This window comes from Mesorhizobium sp. M0563 (genome assembly GCF_040321065.1).
Classification (GTDB): domain Bacteria; phylum Pseudomonadota; class Alphaproteobacteria; order Rhizobiales; family Rhizobiaceae; genus Mesorhizobium.
Genome location: NZ_JAMYQV010000027.1, coordinates 35,656 through 60,000 on the forward strand (window position 1 = coordinate 35,656; position 24,345 = coordinate 60,000).

General features: G+C 61.8%; 21 protein-coding genes and 1 pseudogene. 9 read left to right on the forward strand and 13 right to left on the reverse strand.

Annotated features, from left to right (window positions below):
* Positions 1-23 precede the first annotated feature (23 nt).
* Positions 24-1,172 carry a Gfo/Idh/MocA family protein gene (locus tag NKI50_RS26870; protein ID WP_352718086.1) on the forward strand — a complete coding sequence of 383 codons (1,149 nt, stop codon included), beginning with the start codon at positions 24-26 and terminating at the stop codon, positions 1,170-1,172.
* Positions 1,173-1,187: 15 nt separating this feature from the next.
* Positions 1,188-2,165, forward strand: a complete 978-nt coding sequence (locus tag NKI50_RS26875; protein WP_352548573.1) for an alpha/beta hydrolase — start codon at positions 1,188-1,190, stop codon at positions 2,163-2,165.
* Here the strand turns inward: NKI50_RS26875 and NKI50_RS26880 are convergent.
* Positions 2,153-3,175 (reverse strand): LacI family DNA-binding transcriptional regulator, encoded by a 1,023-nt coding sequence (locus tag NKI50_RS26880; RefSeq protein ID WP_352483924.1) that lies wholly within the window; start codon positions 3,173-3,175, stop codon positions 2,153-2,155. The two genes, NKI50_RS26875 and NKI50_RS26880, sit on opposite strands and share 13 nt — an antisense overlap.
* A 694-nt stretch (positions 3,176-3,869) precedes the next feature.
* Here NKI50_RS26880 and NKI50_RS26885 point away from each other — a divergent pair.
* Positions 3,870-4,117: pseudogene (locus NKI50_RS26885) on the forward strand (type II toxin-antitoxin system Phd/YefM family antitoxin).
* Positions 4,118-4,228: 111 nt separating this feature from the next.
* Here NKI50_RS26885 and NKI50_RS26890 read toward each other — a convergent pair.
* The 8 genes from NKI50_RS26890 to NKI50_RS26925 all read right to left on the reverse strand — a co-directional run bounded on the left by NKI50_RS26890 (position 4,229) and on the right by NKI50_RS26925 (position 11,398).
* Positions 4,229-5,059: a BtpA/SgcQ family protein gene (locus NKI50_RS26890; RefSeq protein WP_352483923.1), complete on the reverse strand. Its 831-nt coding sequence runs from the start codon at positions 5,057-5,059 to the stop codon at positions 4,229-4,231.
* Entirely contained in the window at positions 5,056-5,964 is a 909-nt protein-coding gene (locus tag NKI50_RS26895; protein WP_352548569.1) for a ribokinase, read from the reverse strand. The genes NKI50_RS26890 and NKI50_RS26895 overlap by 4 nt, the downstream gene beginning before the upstream one ends.
* Positions 5,965-5,967: 3 nt before the next feature.
* On the reverse strand, positions 5,968-6,738 hold the full coding sequence (locus NKI50_RS26900; protein ID WP_352496441.1) for a glutamine amidotransferase: 771 nt from the start codon (positions 6,736-6,738) through the stop codon (positions 5,968-5,970).
* A gap of 27 nt (positions 6,739-6,765) precedes the next feature.
* Entirely contained in the window at positions 6,766-7,854 is a 1,089-nt protein-coding gene (locus NKI50_RS26905) for a phosphotriesterase family protein (RefSeq protein WP_352548567.1), read from the reverse strand.
* 4 nt (positions 7,855-7,858) lie between these two features.
* Complete coding sequence (locus NKI50_RS26910; protein ID WP_352483919.1) at positions 7,859-8,863, reverse strand: ABC transporter permease; 1,005 nt, start codon at positions 8,861-8,863, stop codon at positions 7,859-7,861.
* Entirely contained in the window at positions 8,860-9,657 is a 798-nt protein-coding gene (locus NKI50_RS26915; RefSeq protein ID WP_023721835.1) for an ATP-binding cassette domain-containing protein, read from the reverse strand. The genes NKI50_RS26910 and NKI50_RS26915 overlap by 4 nt, the downstream gene beginning before the upstream one ends.
* Positions 9,658-9,731: 74 nt before the next feature.
* A complete protein-coding gene (locus NKI50_RS26920; protein WP_352718090.1) occupies positions 9,732-10,670 on the reverse strand; it encodes an ABC transporter substrate-binding protein in 939 nt (312 codons plus the stop codon).
* Positions 10,671-10,786: 116 nt separating this feature from the next.
* On the reverse strand, positions 10,787-11,398 hold the full coding sequence (locus NKI50_RS26925) for a cupin domain-containing protein (protein WP_031194868.1): 612 nt from the start codon (positions 11,396-11,398) through the stop codon (positions 10,787-10,789).
* Between the two features lie 1,334 nt (positions 11,399-12,732).
* Here NKI50_RS26925 and NKI50_RS26930 point away from each other — a divergent pair.
* Positions 12,733-13,314: a sulfocyanin-like copper-binding protein gene (locus NKI50_RS26930; RefSeq protein WP_352718092.1), complete on the forward strand. Its 582-nt coding sequence runs from the start codon at positions 12,733-12,735 to the stop codon at positions 13,312-13,314.
* A gap of 542 nt (positions 13,315-13,856) precedes the next feature.
* On the opposite strand, the gene NKI50_RS26935 is transcribed toward NKI50_RS26930, so the two are convergent.
* From NKI50_RS26935 to NKI50_RS26950, 4 genes are read right to left on the reverse strand one after another with little or no spacing between them, the layout of a single operon-like run.
* A complete protein-coding gene (locus NKI50_RS26935; RefSeq protein ID WP_023721831.1) occupies positions 13,857-15,056 on the reverse strand; it encodes a mandelate racemase/muconate lactonizing enzyme family protein in 1,200 nt (399 codons plus the stop codon).
* A 17-nt stretch (positions 15,057-15,073) separates the two neighbouring features.
* Positions 15,074-16,435, reverse strand: coding sequence for a mandelate racemase/muconate lactonizing enzyme family protein (locus tag NKI50_RS26940; protein WP_352718094.1), 1,362 nt, complete (start codon positions 16,433-16,435; stop codon positions 15,074-15,076).
* 52 nt (positions 16,436-16,487) lie between these two features.
* Positions 16,488-17,654, reverse strand: a complete 1,167-nt coding sequence (locus NKI50_RS26945) for a mandelate racemase/muconate lactonizing enzyme family protein (protein WP_023721828.1) — start codon at positions 17,652-17,654, stop codon at positions 16,488-16,490.
* A gap of 55 nt (positions 17,655-17,709) precedes the next feature.
* On the reverse strand, positions 17,710-18,420 hold the full coding sequence (locus tag NKI50_RS26950; RefSeq protein ID WP_023721827.1) for a GntR family transcriptional regulator: 711 nt from the start codon (positions 18,418-18,420) through the stop codon (positions 17,710-17,712).
* A 208-nt stretch (positions 18,421-18,628) separates the two neighbouring features.
* Between NKI50_RS26950 and NKI50_RS26955 the strand changes: the two genes are divergently transcribed.
* From NKI50_RS26955 to NKI50_RS26975, 5 genes are all read left to right on the forward strand, one after another.
* Positions 18,629-20,107 (forward strand): ABC transporter substrate-binding protein, encoded by a 1,479-nt coding sequence (locus tag NKI50_RS26955; protein WP_031194862.1) that lies wholly within the window; start codon positions 18,629-18,631, stop codon positions 20,105-20,107.
* A 78-nt stretch (positions 20,108-20,185) separates the two neighbouring features.
* Positions 20,186-21,145, forward strand: coding sequence for a carbohydrate ABC transporter permease (locus NKI50_RS26960; protein WP_023721825.1), 960 nt, complete (start codon positions 20,186-20,188; stop codon positions 21,143-21,145).
* On the forward strand, positions 21,142-22,032 hold the full coding sequence (locus tag NKI50_RS26965; RefSeq protein ID WP_031194860.1) for a carbohydrate ABC transporter permease: 891 nt from the start codon (positions 21,142-21,144) through the stop codon (positions 22,030-22,032). The genes NKI50_RS26960 and NKI50_RS26965 overlap by 4 nt, the downstream gene beginning before the upstream one ends.
* Before the next feature lie 10 nt (positions 22,033-22,042).
* On the forward strand, positions 22,043-23,140 hold the full coding sequence (locus NKI50_RS26970) for an ABC transporter ATP-binding protein (RefSeq protein ID WP_023721823.1): 1,098 nt from the start codon (positions 22,043-22,045) through the stop codon (positions 23,138-23,140).
* A 33-nt stretch (positions 23,141-23,173) separates the two neighbouring features.
* Entirely contained in the window at positions 23,174-24,337 is a 1,164-nt protein-coding gene (locus NKI50_RS26975; protein WP_352718096.1) for a mandelate racemase/muconate lactonizing enzyme family protein, read from the forward strand.
* Positions 24,338-24,345 lie beyond the last annotated feature (8 nt).

Below are 24,345 nucleotides of genomic sequence, written 5' to 3' on the forward strand. Positions count from 1 at the left end.
ACGTGTTGGGAGGTACGATCGAAATGCACGGGAAATCAAAGACAAAGCTCGGCATCGGCGTTGTCGGGTGCGGCAACATCTCGATGACCTATTTGCGCAATGCGGCTCTGTTCGGTGAGGTGGAACTGCGCGCCTGCGCCGACTTTTCCGCCGACATGGTGGCCTTGCGCGCCAGCGAATATGGCATCCGTCCGCTCAGCGTCGACGCGCTTCTGGCCGACCCGGAGATCGACCTCGTCCTCAACCTGACCATCCCGTCGGCGCATTTCGACATCTCATTTTCAGCACTTTCGGCGGGCAAGCATGTCTTCACCGAAAAGCCGCTGGCGACCTCGGCCAACGACGGTCGCCGTCTTGTCACGGAGGCGGCGAAGCGCGGGCTGCTGCTCGGCTCGGCCCCCGACACGTTTCTTGGCGCCGCCGGCCGGCGGGCGCGCCGCCTCATGGACGGGGGCGCGATCGGCCGGCCGGTGACCGGCACCGCCTTCATGATGGGGCGGGGCATGGAGCATTGGCATCCCAATCCGCAATTCTATTATCAACCCGGTGGCGGCCCGGTCTTCGACATGGGGCCATATTACCTGACTATGCTGGTCAACCTGCTCGGGCCGGTCGGCCGCGTGATGGCCATGGCAACGCGTGGCCAGGAGGAGCGCCTGATCACCGCAGAGGGTCCCTACAGGAACACCACCTTCAAGGTCGGCACGCCAACCAACATCCTGTCGCTGCTGGAATTCCGCTCAGACGTTACCGTCGCCTTCGGCGCCTCCTGGGACGTCTTCAAGCACTCCAACCATCCGATCGAACTGCATGGCACGGAAGGCTCGCTCAAGCTGCCCGATCCGGACACATTCGGCGGCACCGTCTCGCTTTCGGAGCGCGGAGCCGACTGGGCTGACTTCACAAGCGAGAGCGAACTCTACGGCGCTCGCAACTGGCCCTTCGCCGCGCCCGATCGCGCCAATTACCGCATGCTCGGCGTCGCCGACCTTTCACGCGCGCTGTTGAGCGGAAGAAAGCCGCGTGCGTCCGGCGACCTTGCGCTGCATGTGCTGGAGATCATGGAAGCGACCCTCGCTTCGGGAGAAAGCCGCGAGTCGGTTGCAGTCAATGGAACCGTCGATCAGCCGCCACTCCTTGCGGAGGACGAGGCGGCAAGCCTGCTTGCCTGAGTTTGGGGGCCGTCCATGACAATATCGCCTTCGCCCTTGCTCGATCCGGAAGCCCGGCATGTGCTCGACCTCGGCCGGCAGGCGGCCGCCAAGCCGTTCGAGGCCGGCAGCCCTCAGGAAGCCCGCCACGCCTATGAGCAGGGCTTTCCGACACTGCAGGGCGAACGCGAGCCGGTCGCCTCGCTGACCGAGCGCACCATCGCCGGAACAAGCGGCCCATTGACGCTCAGGATCTATCGCGGGCTAGGAGCTTCCGCGCACGGCGCGCCGGCGTTGCTCTATCTGCATGGTGGCGGCTGGGTGATCGGTAATCTCGACTCCCATGACGAGATCTGCCGCTGGTTTGCCAACATGGCCGCCTGCGTCGTCGTCTGTCCCGACTACAGGCTGGCGCCGGAGCACAAGTTCCCGGCGGCCATCGAGGATTGCCGCGTGGCGCTTGCCTTCATGCAAAGTGCCGTCGACGATCTCGGCGTCGACGCGAAGCGCATCGCTGTCGCAGGCGACAGTGCGGGCGGCAACCTCGCCACGGTGCTCTCCCTGCTCGCGCGCGAAAACAAGAATCCGCCGACGGCGCAGCTGCTGTTCTACCCGAATACGGACGCCTCGCAGACGGCCGACAGCTATTGCCGCTTTGCCGAGGGTTTTGGTCTCACTGCGGCAACCATGGCTTGGTTCCGCGACCACTATGTCACCCATGCCGGCGATATCGACGATTGGCGCGTGTCGCCGCTGAAGGCGGCCAGCCTTGCCGGTGTGGCGCCGGCCTTTGTTGCCATCGCCGGCCATGACATTCTCGCCGACGAAGGCGAGGCCTACGCGAAGCGTCTGGAAGATGAAGGAGTGCCGGTCGCCCTGCGCCGCTGGAATGGCCAGATCCACGGCTTCGTCTCGATGGGCCGCCATGGCCCGGCTGCACGGCAAGCGGTCAGCGCGGCGGTCGGCGCATGGCGCGGCTTCGATCTCGCCTTTGGAAATGCTCAGGCCGATTGACGCATGACCAGCGTCGCGTCGAGATTGATCTTGGGTGCAACCGCAGTCCCGTCCTCATCAAGCAGGGCCAGCAGCGTCTCCACACTGCGTCCCGCCATAGCGGCGAAGTCCTGCGCCATGGTGGTCAAGGCAGGACAGGTGTAGCGGCTGAGCGGGTGGTCGTCATGGGCCGCGACGCGCAGGTCGCAATCGCTTTTGCGGCCGACCTTGCGACCTTGCGAATAGGCGGCCGCCATGATGCCGAAGGCCAGGCGGTCATTGGCGCACAAAATGGTCTTACCCGGCAAGCCACCAGTGCTGAGCATTGCCTCCATCTGCTGGTAGCCGATCCGTTCGAAATCCCAGGTGTATTCATGGGTGTCGCCAATGATCACCGGCTCTTGCCCGAGCCGTTGCATGGCGCTTACATAGTTGTGCAGGCGTTCGCGCGTATTGTGATTGACGTGCGGGATGTCGAAATAGACCGGCGCGTCGCCGGAGCGGCAGAGGTAATCGACGATCGTCGAAACGCTCTGGCTGTTGTTGTTGCCGACGAATGGCGTGCCGCTCTCGAGATAGGTGTCGAAATAGACGATTGGTATGGCCTGCGTCAGCTTCTCCAGCGCACGGTGGTCCGAGCGCAGGCCGAGCGGCGCGATCAGCCCACCGGAAACTTTTAGTGACAGGATGGTTCGCGTCGCTTCCACTTCGAGTTCGCGCGAGCCGTGCGAGGAGATCACGATCGGCCAGTAGCCTTCGTGGCGCAGCCTGAGTTCGATGCGGCTGACCATCTCGGAATAGAAAGGATCGGCGAGTGTCGGCACCACGATGCCTATGCTGCGGGTCCGCTTGCGGTTCAGGTTGCGGGCAAACAGATTGGGCTGATAGTCGGACGAGCGGAGTGCCTCCTCGATCCGCTTTCGCGTCGCCGGCTTGACGCTGGTTGGATCCTCGAAATATTTCGACAAGGTCGGCCTGGAGACGCCGCAGGAGCGCGCGAAATCCTCCATGGTCTTGTGCGTCATCGGCATTGAAATCCTCTCGTCACGGACATCCGTTCCCGGGTGGTTCCTCGGCGCTGCCCGCCAGGCGTGCAAACTGCAAGGCGAGAATTTACAGATAATGTCCAAGAGTTTCCATGCGTAAATTTATAAATTGACGCAAAAGGTGAAAGCGGTATTCATCTTTGGGTGAGCAATGGGAAAATTCGAGTCTCGCGGCGAGGCGGGAGCGCAGCGCCGGAACGAATTCCGCGAGATGGAGAAACTGGTCAGTCCGGCGAGATCCTTGTCGAGATCAGCCGACACCCCTGCGCGGTGACCCTGTGGTGCCGGCACGCTACGATGAACAGCTAAACCAGCTTCAAACAGGCTTGCCAAAGGAATTGGGGCTGGCAACTCCGAATCCGCAGAGGCGATGCGGGACTTCCAAACAGTTACTGTGTCTCGAGATCCGTGAAGATCGGCGGCATCGAAGTCGAAACGGGCGTCCAACGACACTACTGGACGATATGCCTTCCCCACAAGCATCGAACGATCGCCTCGACTTCGTTGCTGTGGTTGAGCGAAGCTACCATCCTGATCAAGCCATTCCTAACGGCGAATTCGGGTCATTAGGTCGAAATCCCTTCCTTGCTAGGAGCCGGCTAGGCGCGAGGAAGTCGCTCAATAGTTGAAGATCGGCCCGAGTAGACTAAGTTGCATGGACTAAGTCGCGGGGCCCGCAATGCACACCGTCAATATTCACGAGGCCAAGACGCATCTGTCTCGTCTTGTCGACAGGGCGGTCAAAGCTGAATCCTTCATAATTGCGAGATCCGGCAAGCCGATGGTGAAGGTCGTTGCCATAGACGCACCTGCGGCCGGCGAAATGCGTCGCGTTGGGTTTATGGCCGGGCAGTTTTTTCAGTTCCAGACGAGGTTGATCGCATGGCCGATGAGGAAATCGGGAAGCTGTTTGGCGGCGACGCATGAAACTTCTGCTCGATGCCCATCTTTTGCTCTGGGCGGCGGGCGAGCCCGAAGAGCTCCCGCCCCTCGCGCGGGTGACTGCGGCCCTTCGGTGCGGTGGGGGGTTGAAGTCAGCTATCGCCTCAGACCACCCATGAACGCCTTTACTCGAGCAGAGTCGACTTGGTTCCACCAGACGCCGTCGTGCTTCAGCGCGCTGGCGATGATGACCCCGTCGACAATGGCGAGGATATCGTTGGCGTTGTCCGGCGTCACGCCGCTGCCGACCAACGTCGGCAGGCCGGCGGCCTGCTTGATCATGCTTATGTAGCCCAAATCCGCGGCGTGGCCGGTGCGCTGGCCGGTGGCGATGATGGCGTCGGCGTCGAAGAAGACCAGGTCTTTGACCAGTTCCTCCACTGGGCGGTCGGCGACGATGGCGTGTGCGCCATGCTTGACATGGGCATCGGCGAAAATGCGGATGCCGTTGGCGCGCAGCCTGGCGCGGTAGCGTGCCGCACGGCCCGATTCGCCTTCGACAAAGCCCTCATTGGCGACATAGGCATTCGCCCACTGATTGACGCGGACGAAGCCGGCGCCGGCGGCGCTAGCGATCGCCAAGGCCGGGATGGCGGCATTGGCCAGCACATTGATGCCGATCGGCTTGCCGAGCTCGCGGCGGATGCGGTCTGAGACGACAGCCATATAGGCCGCCGTCTCCGGTCCGATATCGTCAGGCTTGGCGAAGGGGATGTCGCCATGGTTCTCGACGATGACGCCGTCGCAGCCGCCATCGAGATAGGCCCGGGCATCGTCGAGCCCGCGCTGGTAAATCGCCTCGATCGCCTCGCCATCATAGCGCGGCGCGCCGGGCAGCGGCGCCAGGTGAACGACGCCGATCACCACCTTGGTGCGGCCGAAAAGGTCCACGAGCGCGTCGCCGCCGGATTGGCCGATCTGGGTCATGAGAGCTCCATTTGATCGATGAGCGCCGCCATCTCGGAGGCGGAAGGACAGGATGCCAGCGTGCCCGGCCGTGTCACGGCGATTGCGGCGGCGGCGAGCGCCAGCTCCAGTGCCGAGGTGACCGGCATGCCCCGGGCAAGCCCGCCGGCGAGGCAGCCGCAGAACACATCGCCGGCGCCGCTGGTGTCGAGTGCTTCGACGCGCGGCGCCGGCAAGCGAAGCGGTTCCGTCTGGTCCGGACCAAGCACGAGACAGCCTTCGCCGCCGAGCGTGATCACGACAATACCTGCGCCTCTGGCCGCCAGCGCCCGGGCGGCGGCTGCCATATCGCTCTGGCCGGTCAGGGCTTGCGCTTCGGATTGGTTGACCACCAAAACCTCCGCCAGTCCGAGATCGGGCACAGATGCCGCATCGATGGGGCTGGCGTTGAGGACGGTGCGCGCGCCGTTTTCCATTGCTGCTCGGAGGCAGGCATTGGTCGCGGCGAGGGGCAAATTTCCCTGGCAGACGAGGATGTCGCCGGGAGCGATCCAGCGGACAAGTGCTGTCTGCGCCACCGGGTCGAAGGCTTCGACGCAGGCGACGCCGCTGACGATGAAATTCTCTCCGCCTCGATCGACGACGATGGTCGAGCGGTCACTCGGCAGCTCGAATTGGCTGACCTCAAGGTCGGACAGCTCGTTGTCGAGGCGGCTCCTGATCCATGCGCCAGCTGGGTCCTTGCCGAGCGCCGTCCAGAACGTCACCTCTGCACCAGTCCGTGCTGCTGCGACTGCCTGGTTGGCGCCCTTGCCGCCGAGCCCGTCGGCATAGCTCACGGCATTCAAAGTCTCGCCCGCGGCCGGGAAGCGGCCGACGCGAAACATGGTGTCGACGCAGGCATTGCCGACGACGTGGACGCGCATGGCTCAGCTCTCACCGGTCGCCCAGCCCAGCATCTGTTCGAACAGGGTCTTGTAGCCTGGCCAGGCGATGAACTGCGGCGGCAGCCAATGCGGCCCGACATCGGATGTCCAGGCCACGGTGCGGCCCTTGCCATAGTGGCCGGTGACGAGCAGCGGCAGCGAGCCATAGTCCGACGACACGGCAGCCAGAACTTCCGCACCGTCCTTCAGCCTCACCTCGTTGAAGCCGAGCAGGATCGGCCAGTCCGAACCAAGGCCCCTGAGGATGGGATGTGTCGACCCTGGTTTCGGTACGGGCGCAAAACCTTCCGGAACCTCGACGCGGTCGTCATAGGCCAGGCAGTTCACAGGCAGCACGTCCTCGACCGGCGTCTTGCGGTAGCGCGCCCCGCCGTTGATGCCCTGGAAACTATAGTAGCCGCCGAACATCAACAGACCGCCGCCGCCGCTGACATAATCGCGCAGCAGGCGCAGGCGGTTCGGTGTCGGCTTCGAGTGGACCCAGGTGTCGGGATGCAGCAGCAGCGTGTTGGCGCCGATGTCGGATAGCACGACCGCGTCATAGGCCGACAGCGCCTCCATCGTCTGCGGAAAGCCGCGCTGCGCCTCATGCGCCGGCATGAAGGTGACGTCGAAATCGGTCGCCTTCAGCGCGCCCAGCAATTCGTCGGCGCCGGTGTGGTAGGTGACGGTCGGAAACTGGTCAAAACCCTTGATATGGGTCGCGGTCGACACCCAGGATTCGCCGGCAAGCAGGATCTTCTTCTTGGACATTTGAACTCCCGTGTAATTCCAGGCCGCTTAGAGCCGCGCGAATACGCTTTTCGGATTGGCGATCAGCATGCGGTCGATGGCCGCCTGCTCGACGCCGTGGCGTTTCAGGCGCGGTATGAAATGCTTCAGGATATAGCCATAGCCGAAGCCGCCGAAGCGCGTCAGCATGATCTTGAGGAAGACATCCTGCGACAACAGCAGGCGGTCGCCGAAACCGGCCTCGACAAGGGCGGCGATGGCGCGTGCGTTCTCCTCGTCGGAGGGCGATTGCGCGTCCTGGTCGGCATAGTAATAGTCCATGCCGATCATGTCGTATTCGAGGAACGCGCCGCGCCGGGCGAGGCTTGTCTGGTAGTCGGGGTCGTCGTGGCTCGGGTTCATGTGACAGAGCACGGTATGGCGGAGATCGGCGCCCTCGGCCTCGACGATATCGAGCACCTCGTGCGCCAGCCGCTCCCAGCCCGGCAGATGGATCGACAGCGGCACGCCGGTGATGCGCGAGGCGCGCGCCGAAGCTGTCAGCGACTTGCGCTCCTCGGCGGTGAAATCCTTGCTGACGCCGACCTCGCCGATCAGCCCGGCCATGATCGGCGGCTGCGTCTCGCCGCCGCCGACATCGTTGACGATGAATTCGGTCACCGCGTCCACATCCATGGCCTTCAGCCATTCGGGATGGGTGTGCTCGAGATAGAAGCCGGTGCCCATGACGATCTTCAGGCCGGACATGCGGCTGATACGGGCGAGCTTTTCGGGATCGCGGCCGATGCCGATATTGGTGGCATCGACGACGGTGTGGCCGCCCAGTGCGCGATAGCGCTGTAGCTCTGACAGCGCCAGGTCGGCGTCGTCGAGCGAAACGTTGTCGCGGTTGACGTATGGGTTCATGCGCAACTCGCCGATGATCTCGATGTTCACCGGCTGCTCGGCGACCGCCATGTCATCGGGATGGCAGGGGCATTTCCAGCTGCGCGCGCCATCGAGCAAGATGTGCTCGTGCATCAGCGTGATGCCCATCTCCTCGACCGGAACCGGGCCGAGCACGGTCATCACATGGCCGGTTTCGACCCCGATCGCCAGCCGCTGGCCGGGCACCGCGTCATCGAACAGACCGCCCATCGGCTCAACGGCTCCGCACGGCGCCGCGGAACAGGCGGAAGTTCAGCCAGATGGCGACCAGGATGATCGTTCCGGTGACAATCGGCGTCAGGAAAGGCGACAGATGCGCCAGGATCAGGCCGTTGCCGATGACGGCCACGGTCAGCGCGCCGAGCACCGTGCCAATGATCGTTCCGCGGCCGCCGAACAGGCTGGTGCCGCCGAGCACGACCGCGGCGATGACTTCCAGCTCGAAACCCTGTCCGGCATTCGAAGATCCCGATCCAAGCCGGGCAGCAATGATGATCCCGGCAAGGGCTGCCGCGGTGGCGGAAATCACATAGACGAAGAGCGTCGTCTGCCGCGTGTTGACGCCGGCGCGCCGCACCGCCTCAGCGTTGGCACCGATGCCGGTGACATAGCGGCCGAACGGCGTCTCGTTGAAGGCGAGATAGGCGATGGCCAGGATCGCCAGCGCGATCAGCGCCGGCACCGGCACGCCAAGGAACCAGGCACGGCCCAGCACGGTGAAAGCGCTTCCGGGCTCGATCGGGATCGAATAGCCGCCGGTGATCAGCAGCGCCACGCCACGGATCACCGAAAGCCCGGCAAGCGTGACGATGAAGGACGGGATGCCCTCATAGGCGACGAAATAGCCTTGCACCGCGCCAAGCAGGGCACCGAGCGCCAACATGGCGAGGATAACGACTGACCATGGCAGGCCGAACTGCAAGAGCGTCGCCGACAGCGTTGCCACCAGCGCCAGTACCGAGCCGACCGAAAGGTCGATGCCGCCAGTGGTGATGACGAAAGTCATTGCCGCGGCGACGATCAGCAGCGGCGCCGACTGCCGCAGGATGTTCAACAGATTAGGCGACGTCAGAAAGGCGTCGGTCGCCACCGAGAAGATGATGCAGACGACCAGAAAGAACAGCGCGATCGAGACGACACTGCCATTGGCGAGCAGCGCATCGCGCCAGGTGCCCTTGCGCACTCGTGAGGGCTGGGCAGCGTGGATCGCATCGCTCATGCCGGCGCTCCACCGCGATAGCCGTTGGTGGCGGAACGCGCACTGAATTTGCGGCCGACGATCAGATTGACCACGTCCTCGATATTGGTCTCGCCGATCAGCCGCTCGGCGACATTGCGCCCTTCATACATGACCTGGATGCGGTCGCAGACGAGGAACAGGTCCTGCAGCCGGTGGGTGATCAAAATGACGCTGACACCGCGCGCGCTGACCGCGCGGATCAGTTCGAGCACCGCCTCGACCTCGGCCACCGCAAGCGCTGCCGTCGGCTCGTCCATGATCAGCACGGCCGGCTCGAACGAGGCGGCGCGGCCGATGGCGATCGACTGGCGCTGCCCGCCGGAGAGGTTTTCGACCTTGAGCCGCGTGTCGGCAATGACGATACCGAGCCGATCGAGCATCTGGCGCGTCTCGTCGTGCATGCGCTTCTTGTCGAGAAAGGAAATGCCGGCGATGCGGCGGCGCGGCTCGCGGCCGAGAAACAGATTGCCGGCGACATCGACCGTGTCGCAGAGCGACAGGTCCTGGTAGACCATCTCGACGCGCGCCGCACGTGCGTCCGCCGGCGAGCTGAAGATCACCGGCTTGCCGTCGATCTCGATGGTGCCGGCGTCGGGAACCACAGCCCCCGACAGCACCTTGCTCAATGTCGACTTGCCGGCGCCATTGTCGCCGACCAGCCCCAGCACCTCGCCCGGCTTCAGCGTCAGCGACACATCATCGAGCGTCTGGATGGCGTTGTAACGCTTTGAGATGCCGCTCATCCGCACCCGATAGGTCTGGCCACTGCTCATCTGGGATTCCACGCGATTGCCAGGTATCCGCGGCGCAGCTTCAGGCGGCGCCGCGGCTCGGTCGCCGACGCAGTTTACTTGAACATCGCGCGGTATTGGTCGACATTCTTCTTGGTCACGATCGTCACCGGGATATTGATGATCGGGTCGATTTTCTCGCCCTTCTTGAGCTTGCCCAACGCTTCGACCGCGGCCTTGCCTTCGCCTGCCGGATCCTGCTGCACGACCGCCACCACCCAGCCGTCGTCGATGCCCTGAACGGCCTGCTTGGTCAGATCCCAGCCGAACACCTTGACGTCGCCGGTGCGGCCCTGGCTGGTCACAGCCGAAACGGCGCCGAGCAAGGCGGGTTCGCCGGTTGCATAGAGCGAGTTCATGTCCGGATTGGCGGTCATCAGGTTTTCCGAAGCGCTCAACGCCGTCTCCTGAACGTTTTGGCCGTCGACCGTGTCCAGGAAGGTGACGGCCTGGCCGCTTTCGGTCACCGCCTTCTTGAACCCGTCGAGCCGCTGGTTCTGGATGAATGAATTGAGTGCGCCGACGATGCCGATCTTGGCCTTGCCGCCCATCTCGGTCTTCACATAGTCGGCGTAGAATTTGCCGATGTCCTCGCCGGCCTTGGTGTTGTCCACACCTATGAACGAAACGTTGTCGCCGTCGGGGATCTGCGCGTCGATGGCGATGACGGGAATGCCGGCCGCCTTGGCCGCAGTAATCGCGGGCTTGACGCCGTTGACGTCGATGGCGACCAGAATGATGCCGTCGACTTTCTGCGTGATGTAGTTCTCGATCGCGTCGTTCTGCGCGCTCGGCACATTGTTGGCGTTGAAAATGACCAGCTTGGCGCCGGCGGCGTCGGCTGCCTTCTGCGCGCCCTCGTTGATCTGGTTGAAGAACAGGGCCTGCTGGTTGATGTTGACGAGTGCGAACGTATCGGCAAGCGCCGATCCCATGGCTGCCGAGCCCATGGCAATGGCGGCGGCACAGCCGGCGAGAATTTTGAACAGACGCATTTTCGGTTCCCCTTGCTTGCGGACCAGACCGGCTGGTTCCCGTTGGTGCTACAGGCACGAGGCAAGCATTCAAGAGACTTGAATATTTGTCAATCCAAATGAACGCAGAGCGTTGCTCAGAAAGTCGCCGGCGTGTTGACCCAGAAAATGCTGGCGCGTTCCTTGCCGATATTGCGGTAATGATGCGGCAGCTCCGACCTGAAAACGAAGGCATCGCCGGTGGCGAGAGCATGTCGCTTGCCGTCGACGATCAACTCGATCCGGCCGGCGAGCACGTAGCCGACTTCCTCGCCGGCGTGCTGAATCGGGCCTTCGCTCTCGCCGTCTGCCTCGATGTGATGGATGTTGCATTGTAAGAGGTGGCCAGGCGAATACGGAATGATGCGTTCGAGCGAAATGCCCTCGCCACGCCGTAGCGCGTCGAGCGCAATCAAAGGCCTTGCGCCCGCCCGGAATACGATCGCCTCGTCGTCATCGACTTGCTCGAACATCCAGCCGATGTTGGTGTCGAGAACCTCGACCAGACGGTGAAGCATGGGCAGGGACGGCGAAGCCTTGCCGTTCTCGATCTTGGACAGCAGGCTTTCCGAGCAATTCGCAGCCGCGGCCAGGCTCTTCAGCGTCATGCCGCGTGTCTGGCGGGCGAGGCGCAGTCGAGTTCCAAGTCTCGCGGCATTTACGGTGGCGTCCGTTTCCGACTCTGGCCGCCGTCGATCGATTTTATTCATCTGTTCGCCAACCATTCAACGGTCAAGGGCAACTATCGCGCGAGCAAAAGACCTCGGCCGACGATTTGCAAGTGCTGATGCGTCAAATTCGAGGCTGCAGCCGTAGCTCCGGCCTCTGGCGAATGCTGCTCTCGCATGAACCGTGCTGATGATCCCGCGCCAGTTACCCCTATCGCTTGGCTGTCCATCGTGGTCGAAATCGCCAGCCGTTACCGCGTTGCGTCTCGTGGCGAGTGGACTTGGACAATACGGGCAAGGCGGGCCACACAGCCAATCTACACAACCACGGCCATGCCGACACGATAAAATCTGGACTGTCACCGAATTTGCGGAGTCCGCCGGAAGTCACCCGCGGCAGCGCCCCATGGAGTTGCTCTCGGTAGCGGCGATGTACTCAATGAAATCCCTGAGGCAGTCGCGCACCGCCTGAGCTTCGACAATTTTGAAGAAAGTCCAACAGAATTAATGGACTAGCACCTTGCGGATGTGAATCGCGGAAGCGACGCGCGGTTAATGCTTTAGAAGTATAGACACATCGACACGAGGTGCGAAGAAGCAACGCCAATACAGCTGATTGGTTACGACATATTTATTTTCGCAGATATGGTATTGCCCGTCCGGGGATTGCTGCACACGGTCCCGTGGGATGGTGAAATTATGCGGCAAATAAGTGTACCCACCGTCTACCCTGGACCGCACCGAAGACCGAGGTACGGCGCGGCAATCCGAACCACCGCAGCACTTGAATTTGGTCTGCGGGTCAATCTTGTCTTCGTACCAATCATGGGCGTTAGCTGCTGTTGCGGCGGCGATACACATTGCCGTGAAGATGAGCCTTCGCATGGCATTCCTCAAATATCTGGCAGGCGCTGCTCGTTGGGATTTCCATGTATATTAGCGTTCCATTGAAAATACCATTGGCCCCCGACCGACTGACGCAGCTCCAGCGAGCGACGCTCGCAACTGAAGGCCGCATTGGGTCACGTCAGGACGACACTTGCGCCGGACAAAAGGTCTGCTCGTGTCGCTCCGGGTTAGAAAAGCATCTGTCCGCTTTCCGGCCCGAAGGAGACCTTTGCCGAGCGGCGATCAGCCTGGCGGGATAACCTTACCCTCCTTCGCTTTTCGGCGGCAGACATCGGCCTGTGCGAGGTGGGGCGTTCGCTTGGGGGCGCCTCCGGCGACGGCGAGTTTTGTTCCGTTCCGCCAAAAGGGGGTTTGCTGGTGTGGATCTTGTTTTGGGGGTATTCTCTTCGTTGAGGGATAGGCCTAGTCGATTTCGATTACGGTCGCTTAAGCTTGGCCGCTCCGCTCGGGAGGAGCCTCTGATTGCGATGGCGCGCTTTGCCCACCTTGCCCTTCTCGCCTTTGGATTGTTGCCTGGAATTGCGCTGGCTGGGGAGCCTTTCGTCCCGAGCTGGATCAAAAACGATCCGGCAGCCAAGACGGTGGCTATAGAGATTGTCGCCGATTGGAACCAAGTCGAGCGGTACCGCAGGGACAACATCCGGACCGACATTATCGACTTCAACGGCTACTGGGACGGCAATCTCACGATCATCGTGCCAGAAGAATGGTCGGTACAGATCGAGTTCATCAATGGCTCTTCGAATTTCAGGCACGGTCTGATGGTGACCAGGGTCTATGCTCGGTCGGAGATGCCAGTGAAGTTGGAGGCTGAGGATGCGATTTGGGGGGCGTACACCGCTCCGCTAGAGGGGATTAAAATTAATGAGAAGAGACAACTCAACTTTGTTGCCCAGCAGGCGGGGAACTATTTCCTCGCCTGTCCGAGACAAACACACCTGATGGACGGACACTGGATCGGTTTCGAGGTGAGAGGCAATCTTGTGCGGGCCGTGGCAATCGTCCATGAAGACAAGTTTCCGCAGGAGCAGCCCCCAGGACGCCCATAGGGTTGCGCGAGCAACCAGCGCTATGGCTTCGTCGTGGAGATCATTGCAAATCCGTGGCGGCTTATCTTGAAACTCGAAAGTCTGGCCGCGCCCCGACCGGTCTAGAACTGCCCCTGGTTGCCAAGCCACCAGGTCCAAGCTGAGGCATCCAAACAAGCCTTTGGCGCAGCCGGAGCATCGGCGAGGGCTAATTTGGGCCGTAGTGTCGAAGCATCGGCTTGTGGAGCCGCCTTCCAAAGCTTGATCCACAAGTCGCCTGTTGGCGCAGATGAGCCTACTAGGCCGCTCCCGTGTGCGACCTTTCCGCCCGATCGAGACGTAGAGCGCTCCCACGCGTATAGTCCGAGCCGATGCGCCCGCCGGCTCGGTCGTGCCATTTCAAGACACCCGCGGTGCTTTCCAGAGCGAACTTTCGCCTGTCGGAAGGAGTCGGGCGGATTCTCCCGTAGCCGACAATCTGCTTCCGGCCCCGAAACGGTCATTCCGGATGACAGATTGCGTGAAGCGGTCCGCGTGGTGCTGGGTGGCGCAAGAAGGATGGTTCAGTCGAAGAAGCCTGCATCCTCTTCCCCGAGATACTTCCTGGCTGCTTCGGCGTCGATATCGAGGCCCAGCCCCGGCGCTTCCAGCAGCTCCACCATGCTGTCCTTCACGATCTGCGACGGCAGGCCGATTACGAGATCCTCCCACCAGGGGTCGGAGGCGCTCGGGTATTCGAACGCGATATAGTTGGCGGGCAGGGTGGCGCAGACATTGATCAGCGCGCCGAGGCCGAGAAGGCCGTTCGCGGTGCCGTGCGGTGCCATCAGGATCGAGTGCATATAGGCGTGCTCGGCGACCCATTTGAGCTCGGCAATGCCGCCAATATCGGCCGGATCGGGGCCGATGACGCGCACCGCCTGCGTTTCGATCAGCTCCTTGAAATTGTGCCGCAGGTAGATCTGCTCGCCGGTATGAATTGGCGTCGAGGTGGAGGTGGTCAGCTCCCGATAGGCCTGCGGATTGACCCACGGCACATAGTCGCCGGTCAGCATGTCCTCGAGCCACATCAAATTGTACTTCTCGACCGCGCGAGCGAATTTGATCGCATCGGGCAGCATCCAGCCCGGGCCGCAGTCGAGCGCCAGGCTGACCTTGTCGCCCAGCACTTCCTTCATCGCGATCACGCAGTCGAGCATGTGGTTGAAACCGCGCTCGCTGATCACGCCCTGGTCCATGGCGCCGTGATAGCCGGCCTTCTTCTGCGTCACGCCGTAGTGAAAGCCCTCGATGGTGTCCTTCATGTCGGAGTGGAACGAGATTCCCTGCTTGATCATGAAGAAGTTCTGCGGCTGCTCCATCATCCATTTGACGTCAGCGGCGTAATCCTCCGGCCGGTCGCCCGTGCGTTTCTGGCGGATCGAGCCGTTATAGACGCGCACCTTGTCGCGCACCTTGCCGCCGAGCAGTTTGTAGGCCGGCACGCCTGCAGCCTTGCCGGCAATGTCCCACAGCGCATGCTCGATGGCGCTTACCGCCGCGCCATAGGGCTTGAAAGAGCCGCGTTGGCGGATCTTCAGCATCACCCGCTCGACGTCGGTCGGGTCCTCGCCGATCAGCGCCTCGCGGAAATGCAGGACCCAGGGCTTGAGGTAGGTCTTGGTGAACTCGACTTCGCCCAGGCCATAGAGGCCCTCGTCGGTAACGATGCGGACGATGGGGTGCCTGCCGATAACGGCACAGCGGAGGTCGGTGATCTTCATCTTCGGTTCTTTTCGCCTCAGCTCCAGGTGCGGTCCCAGGAATACTCGTTGTCCCAGTGATCCGTGGGCTGCCAGATGTCGGTGACACCCGGCTGCAGATGCTGCGAGATCACCTCGTCGACGACGTCGTCAATCCCCAGGCCCGGTTTGTCCGGAACAGTGATAAAGCCGTCCTTCACGAGCGGCTTGGAAACGCCGGCGACGATATCGTCCCACCAGTCGACGTCGGCAGAGTGGTATTCGAGCGCCATGAAGTTTTCGGTCGCGGTCGCGACATGTGCCGCGGCCATTGCGGCGATAGGACTTTCGGCCATATGGATGGCCATGGCGACGCCGTGATCCTGTGCCATGTCGCCGATCTTCTTGGTCTCCAGAATGCCCCCGCTGGTGAGCAGGTCTGGGTGGATAACGGAGAGGCCGCCGCTCTTGAGCAGAGGCTCGAAGCCCTCCTTAAGGTAGATGTCCTCGCCGGTGCAGATCGGCACCGTGGTGGCGGCCTGCAGTTGTCGGTACTGCTCGGTGTACTGCCATGGGATCACATCCTCGAGCCAGGCTGGCACGTATTTTTCAATCCGCCTCGCGAGGCGAATACCGTTCTGCAGTGAGATGTGGCCGACATGGTCGATGGCGAGCGGAACATCCATGCCGATAATTTCGCGAACCTCGGCAATGTACTGCTCAAGCAGGTCGAGGCCCTTGTCGGAAAAGTGGAGGCCAGTAAACGGGTGGGGGACATTATGCAAATCATACGCGGCATTGCGGGCGCGCCGCTCCTCCGTGGTCTTGACCGGGCCGCGGCCGGGGTGGACGCGGTACCCTTCAAGTGAGCCGGCAGGGGATACGACCGCACCGGGTACATCCGCGATCTGCATCAGCCCCAGATCCATCTTGAGGAAGGTGAAGCCAAGCGCCATGCGCTGCTTGAGGCGCTTGCCGGTCTCGGTGCCGCTCGGCACGGTCGCATCGGTATCGCAATAGAGGCGCACCTTCTCCCGAAACCGGCCGCCAAGCATCTGATAGATGGGCACGCCATAGGCCTTGCCGGCGAGATCCCACAACGCGATTTCGACCGCCGAGACGCCGCCGCCTTGCCGGCCGTGCCCACCGAACTGCTTGATCCGGCGAAACAGGCGGTCGATGTCGCAAGGGTTCTCGCCAAGCAGCCGGCTCTTCAGCATCAGCGCGTAGGTGGCGCTGGCGCCATCGCGCACTTCGCCAAGTCCGACGATGCCCTGATTGGTGTAAATCTTGAGCAGGGTTGAGGTGAACGGCGCGCCGACGATTTCGGCTACCCGCATGTCGGTGATGCGAAGCTGAGATGGCCTGGAGTTCGCGTTCACCCGATTGAGCGCCTCGTCGGCGCCACCTGTCTTTGCCATGACTTATCCTCGTTTTCGGCTTGTCGCCCCGTACCCTGGGCATAGAGTGTTGCTAGCCCAGCTCAATCTCGTGGGCCTGCAGATAGTCGCGGTCCATCTCAATACCGAGACCAGGCTTCGACGTCAGCTTGAGGCTGCCGTTCGAAATGTCGAGTGGTCTGTCGATCAGGTGATCGTATTTGCCCAGGTTCCACTCCGACGTTTCGAGTTTGTAGAAGTTGGGGACGGTCATCATCACCTGTGCTCCCGCAACCACATTGATCGGTCCCGCGGCGTCATGTGGCGAGACCGGGACGTAGTAGGCTTCGCATAGGGCAGAAATTTTCTTGAGTTCGGTAATGCCGCCGGTCCAGGTGACGTCGGGCATGATGTAGTCGGCGAGCTTGTTCTCAAGTACCGGCACGAAATCCCACTTCGTGTGGCCGCGCTCGCCCCACGAGATGGCGGTATTGACCTTCTCACGCACCTGCTTGAGGGCGTTAAGGCTCTCGGGCGGGCAGGGCTCCTCAAACCAGTCGATCTGACCGGCTTCCTCGAGGCTCCGACAGAGGCGAATGGCGGTGGGAACGTCGAAGCGGCCATGGGCATCGATGAGAATGTCGACATCGGGTCCCGCCGTTTCACGGATCAGAGCCGTGAGTTCGGCGGCTTCGCGCTCGTCCTTGCGGGTCATGCTGCCATCGAGGTAGCCGTCCCGCTGTTCGCGAGGCAGACCATCGGCGCTGCGACCCTGGTGCGGGTAAGGATCGAACTTGAGCGCAGTGTGTCCGGACTCGACAATGTCTAGAATTTCGCGGACCACGGCTTCCTTGCTCGTGAATTTGGCTTGGTTGGGATGGGTGTAGAGCGCGATTTCATCGCGTACTGGTCCGCCCAGCAGCTCGTAAATCGGCTTACCAAGGACTTTGCCCCGGATGTCCCAGAGGGCAATATCGATGGCGCTCACGCATTCGACGGCGGCGCCGCGGCTGCCCATGTAGGTGAAGCTGCGGAAGATCTTGTGCCAGAGATGCTCGATACGCGCTGGATCCTCGCCTGTCACGGCGACACCGATCTGCCGCAGGATCGTGCAGAGAGCGCGGTTGGCGAGCCTTGTGGTGGTGGTGATCTCTCCCCAGCCACTCACTCCCTCGTCGGTCGTCACTTCGACGAACAGGAACTCTCCCCAATAAGAAGCATCGGACTTGATCAGCCACGGCCGAATGCTCGTGATTTTCATCGCAACTACCTTTGTCTGAAAATGGTCAGCCTAACGATGTTCTGGACTGGATATTCTATCCGGCCCGAGCGGCGTTGCGCGCACGCATCTGTTCGAGAATATGCCGGCCCGAGCCCTCGACATGGCGGGAGACGAGTTCGGCCGCCTTGTCGGCCTCTCCCGCCTTTACGAGCGCGATGAGTTCGCGGTGCTCGCGCATGATCGCGGCACGTCGCGCCAGCGTGAAGTTGAAACGACGGCTCACGGCTCGCAGCACTTCGCGATGCTTCCACCAAAGCTCGGCGGCGTGGCGGTTATAGTGCCGCTGGTACATCACGGTGTGGAAAGCGGTATCCAGCTCACTGTGCCTGAATGTGTCGGCGAAGTTGTTCTCTTCAATCAGGCCTTGGAGACGTTCGAGTTCGGCAATGTCCTCGCCGGTAGCCATATTCACAAACCATCGTGTCAGGGCTGGCTCGATCAGAACACCGATCTCGTAGATATCCCGGACAAAATCCTGATCAATGGGTCGGACGCGTGCCCCGCGGTTGGCGACAAAGATGACAAAGCCTTCGCCGCGCAACAGCTGCAGGGCCTCGCGCACAGGATTGGTCGAGGTGCCGTGACGCCGGGCCAGATCGGTGACCACAAGCCGTTCGTTGGCGGCGAGCCGTCCCTCGATGATGTCTTCCCTGATCAATTCATAAAGCGAGGCGCCCTCGCTGGAGGCTCCGATGGGATCGGTGCCCACAGGTGGCATAGCTTTGAAATCGCTTATTTCGGCCAAGGCCGGCTCCCCAACTTAATACATACCTTGCCCGATATCACACACGGCTTTCGCAAACAATGTACGATCCTGCGCGTTGACAGGCAATCCATGATCTGAAAACGTACCAAGGGATCGGGAGGATACATTGAGCATCCTCGCGATCGAAACGAGCAAGGACCGCTTTGCCTTGGCGCAGGGCGGCATGGGAGAACCAGGGAGGATACCTATGACGAGGATTACGCTCGGCAGTGCGGTCCTGCGCGGCACTGTCGTCACTGCTTTGATGGCATCCCTGATGCCCACATCGGCGCTGGCTGCGCCACCGGTCGACCTCAGCAAGTGGTCGCCGGAATATGTGCGCTCCATCGCCGGCACACAGGATTTTGACACGGCGGCCGATTGCGCCAAGGTCACCCCGCTCGACTACAAGGGGCGGCTGACTTTCTGGTATCAGGGCGTGTTCGAGGGCGACCCCGACCTCCTGCGCCAGTACTACAAGGATTTCTTCGAGACCTTCCGCAAAACCTATCCGAACATCCAGCTCGAGGAACAAGCCCTCACCTATAACGACCTTCTCGACAAGTTCCGCACGGCGCTTCTGGGCAATGCCGCGCCGATGGCGGTCCGCCTGCAAATCCTGGGTGGTACCGAGTTCGCCTCAAAGGGCTATCTGGCGCCGCTCAAGCCAGAGGATGTGGGGTATTCGACCGAGGATTTCTGGCCCGGCGCCATGAAGGCCGTGACCTGGGAGGGCGTGACCTACGGCATTCCGACCAACAACGAGACGATGGCGTTCATCTGGAACGCCGACATCTTCAAGCGTGCGGGTCTCGATCCGGACAAGGCTCCGGCAACCTGGGAAGACGTCGTCAAATATTCCAAGCAGATCCACGACAAGCTCGGCATTGCCGGCTACGGCCTCGTGGCGCGCAAGAATGCCGGCAATACGCCGTACCGTTTCATGCCACAGCTGTGGGCCTATGGCGGCGGCGTCTTCGACGAAGCCACCGCGAATCCGACCTATGAGCAGGTCCAGCTCGATAGTCCCCAGAGCAAGGCGGCGCTGCAAGCCTCCTACGACATGTATGTTCGCGACAAGTCGGTTCCGGTTTCGGCGCTCACCAACCAGCAGGCCGATAACCAGCCCCTGTTCGTCGCCGGCCAGCTCGGCATGATGATCTCGCACCCGTCCGATTACAACGTCATGCTCGACCTGCAGAAAAAGGCGACGGGCACCGACAAGGACAAGGCGCAGACGGTCATCGACAATATGCGCTACGGCCTGATTCCAACTGGCCCCGACGGCAAGCGCGCCGTCGTGTTCGGCGGCTCGAACATTCACATCCTGAAGCCCGAATATGTCGAGGGCGGCAAGGTAGACGAGCCTGCTGCAAAGGCTATCATCTGCATGTGGACGAGCCCTGAATGGTCGCTGAAGATGGCCTACGCCGGATCAAACCCAGGCAACCTTAACGGCTTCAAGACCAAGTGGATGAAGGAACGTCTGGACAACATCAAGTTCCTCGATGTCACGACCTCGATGCTGCCATACGGCATTCCGTTCCCAGCGCTGCCGCAGGCCCCCGAGATCATGAACATCATCATCCCGGACATGCTGCAGAATGCCCTGACCGGAGCGATGACCGTCGACGAGGCGGCGGACGACGCGGCCAAGAAGGTAAAAGACGTGATGGGCGGACTCTAGTCCAAGCCTGACCTACGACCTGACCGGCTGCGCCGCTGGCGCAGCCGCCTCGTTCCCAAGAATAAGGGCACGCCACAAGTGACGATCGTGACCGGCAAGGCCGAGGCTCGCCGAAGATTGCAACCCGGTACAGCCGGCACGCTGCGGAAGATCTGGGAGCATCGCGCGGACTACGCGTATGTGCTCCCGGCGATCGCCGTGATGCTCATCGTCATCGCCTATCCGATCTACTACACGGTCGAGCTGTCGTTCTTTAAGACACCGCCTGGTCTGCAGCTCCGCGACAAGACCTTCATCGGCTTCGACAACTACACGACGATCCTCACCAGTCAGGTGTTCTGGAAGGTCACCTGGAACACACTGATCTGGACGCTGGGGTCCACTTTCATCTCCTTTGTCCTGGGGTTTGCAACGGCGCTGGCGCTCCACCGCGACTTCATCGGCCGTGGTGTCTTGCGCGCTATCCTGATCATCCCTTGGGTCATCAGTGCCGTCGCCGCCTCCTATATCTGGAAGTGGATCTACCATTCGGACTTCGGGATCATCGGCGCGGTGCTGGTCGGCCTCGGATTGGCCGACCGGCCGCCGAATTTTATCGACAATGTCAGCACGGTGCTGCCCTCCCTGATCGTCGTCAATATCTGGCGCGAGTTTCCGTTCGCCATGATTATGATGATGGCCGGCCTGCAGACAGTCCCCGACCAATTGCTGCGCGCCGCAAAAGTCGACGGTGCCAGTGCATGGCAGCGCTTTTGGCACGTCACCTTCCCGCACTTGCGCAACGTCTCGGTGGTGACGATGCTGCTGCTCGCAGTGGCCAACTTCAATTCCTTCATCATCCCCTGGATCATGACCGGCGGCGGGCCGTCGAACGCATCGCATATCTGGATAACCCACATTTATGAGCTCGCCTTCGGACGGCAGCGCTGGGGCGTGGCATCGGCCTATTCAGTGCTCCTGTTCCTCACACTGATGACACTGGGCTACTTCTACGTCCGTGCGCTAAGCGGCAACGAGCGGAAAGAGGGCAGCGCATGAGCACGATTGCCGAGACAGCCTCTCGAGCCCCGACCCGTCGCCGCATGCGCGTCGACGGTTGGCGGTGGGCCGGGCGCATATTCCTCGTGTTCATGCTGCTTTATACTGCGTTGCCGATGATCTGGATGCTGATCACCTCGATCAAGTCCGGATTCGCGGCGACGCAATTCCCGCCGCAATGGTGGCCGGACGAGCCTACCCTCGCCAGTTACCAGAAGCTGCTCGATCCGCAGAACAGCGTCGGCCAGGATTTCCTCCGCTTCTTCTGGAACAGCCTTTTCGTGTCGACGGTTACGACAATCCTTTCGGTGATCGTGGCTGTCCCTGCGGCCTACGCGTTTTCGCGCTTCAGTTTCCCCGGCCGGAATTTCCTGTTTTTTGCCGTGCTGCTGCGCAATATGTTCCCGGCGGTGATCTTTCTCGTGCCACTCTTCATCCTGATGCGCGCGATCGGGCTGGTGAACACGCACGGCTCGCTGATACTCACCTATCTCACCTTCGGCCTGCCGCTGGCGATCTGGCTGCTCAAGGGCTTTTATGACAACATCCCGGTGCAGCTGGAGCAGGCGGCGCGCATCGATGGCGCCACACGGTTCCAGGCCTTCATCATGATCGTGATGCCGCTCTCGACGCCGGGGATCATCGCCACCGCAATCTATTCCTTTATCGGCGCGTGGAACGAGTACATCTACGCCTACACCTTCCTCTCCAAGAACGAGCAGTTGACCCTTCCGGTTGGCATCCAGCGCTTCTTCTCGGAAAATACGACGGACTTTCCGGGCCTGATGGCGGCCAGCTTCATGATGAGCGTGCCCGTCGTGGTGCTGTTCCTGGTCCTGCAACGATACTTTGTACGCGCCCTTACAGAAGGCGCGGTCAAGCACTAGGGAGTTGCCGATGGCCCACGTGGTCCTCCAAGATCTCGTCAAGAGCTATGGCGGCTTCAAAGCTGTCAACCACGTCTCGCTGACGGTCAATGACGGCGAGTTCGTTGCGCTCGTCGGCCCTTCAGGCTGCGGCAAGACAACCACGCTCAATCTCGTCGCCGGGCTGACCCCGATCACATCGGGCGACATCATCATCGGCGAGCGGGTGGTCAACGACCTCGACCCCAAGGACCGGGATATCGCAATGGTGTTCCAGAACTACGCGCTCTACCCGCAGAAATCGGTCTACAAGAACCTGGCGTTCCCGCTTCAGATGCGCAAACTCCCTAGGGACGAGATCGACAAGAAGGTCAAGGAAGCGGCGCGAGTGCTCGACATGACGCATCTGCTCGAGCGCAAGCCGCGCGAACTTTCGGGCGGGCAGCAGCAGCGCGTGGCCCTTGGCCGTGCCCTCGTCCGCGACCCTGCGGTGTTCCTCATGGACGAGCCACTGTCTAACCTCGATGCCAAACTGCGCGTGCAGATGCGGTCGGAGATCAAGCGCTTCCACCAGGACCTCAAGGCGACGATCATCTATGTGACGCACGACCAGCTCGAGGCCGTGACCATGGCTGACAAGATGGCGGTGATGAATGGCGGCTACCTGCAGCAATACGATTCACCGGCGCAGGTCTTTGCCCATCCGGTGAACATGTTCGTCGCCAGCTTCATCGGCAGCCCGGCGATGAGCCTTATTCCGCTGGAGGCGTCGACGGCAAACGGAAACACGGTGTTGACCGGCGCCGAGGGCTGGCGCCTTGAGCTCTCGCCGCGCAATGCCCAGAAGGTCGTGAGAGCGACGACCATGAAAGTCGTGCTCGGCGCACGTCACTCGACGATCAAGCTCCACAAGAGCGCGGTCCCCGGTTCCATTCCGGCCAAGGCCTACACCGTGGAACCGACCGGAGACGTCACCTTCGTGCAGGCGTTCCTGTCCGGCGCCATCGTCAACGTCAGCGTGCCGCCGAACATTGCCGTCTCGCCCGACGAGCAGATCTGGCTCGAGTTCGACCAGGAGCGGATGCATCTGTTCGACGGCGAAACTGAAATGGCCCTCAAAGCCAACTGAGATAGGGCCGATGCGTGTGGAACGTGGGCGTGGATGACTGAGAAGCTTAAGATCACCGCGATCAAGCCCTATCCGGTTTGGGTAGGAATGCGCAACCAGATGCTCGTCAAGGTCGAGACCAACCAGGGCATCTTCGGCTGGGGCGAGAGCGGCTTGAGCGGTCGCGAGAGGGCCGTGGCCGGCGCGGTCGAGCACTATCGCGAGTTTCTCATCGGTCGCGACCCGATGCAGATCGGGCGGATCTGGCAGGAGGTTTACCGCAGCCAGTACTTCGAAGGCGGGCGAGTCCTGCAGGCGGCGATTTCCGCCATCGACATCGCCCTTCACGACATCAAGGGCAAGGCGCTGGGCGTGCCCGTCTACGAGCTGCTCGGCGGCAAGCAGCGCGACCGCGTCCCCACCTTCGCCTCGACCGGCGACGAGGCCGAGGGCGATGTTGCCATCGGACGGGCCCGCGAACTTCGCGCACAGGGGTGGCAGGCGATCCGCTTCTTCCCCTTCGGGCAAAACAGCAAGGACATCTTCGAGCCGCGCGAGTCCATCGGCGCTACCGCGGGTATGCTGAACAAGGCGCGCGAGGCGCTGGGCGACGACGCCGTTCTCGGCATCGACTATCACCATCGGCTGTCGGTGGCAGAGGCGGCGAGCTTCTGCAACAAGCTCGGCCGCGGCGTGCTTGATTTCCTCGAGGAGCCAATACGGGACGAGACGCCGGAGGCCTATGAATCGCTGCGCACGATGACCGATATCCCCTTTGCCATCGGCGAGGAATTTGCCAGCAAGTGGCAGTTCCTGCCCTACATCGAGCGCGGCATCCACCAGTTCAACCGGCTCGATGTTTGCAACGTCGGCGGGCTCACCGAGGCAATGAAAATCGCTGGCTGGAGCGAGGCGCACTATGTGGACCTGATGCCGCACAATCCGCTTGGTCCAGTGTGCACGGCCGCTACCGTGCATCTCGCCGCCGCAGTACCCAACTTCGCGTGGCTCGAGACCAGGGCGCCCGAAACAAAGCTGGGCTTCGACAGTTCCGACTTCTTCCCCGTGCAACCACGGCTCGACGGGACCGATTACCCGGTCGGCGATCTGCCGGGGCTCGGCGTCGAGGTCAACGAAGTGGCGGTCCAGGCGCAGAGTTTGCGTTTCTGGGAAGCGCCTCACCTTAAGCGCCGCGATGGTTCTGTTACGAACTGGTAGTTCCATTC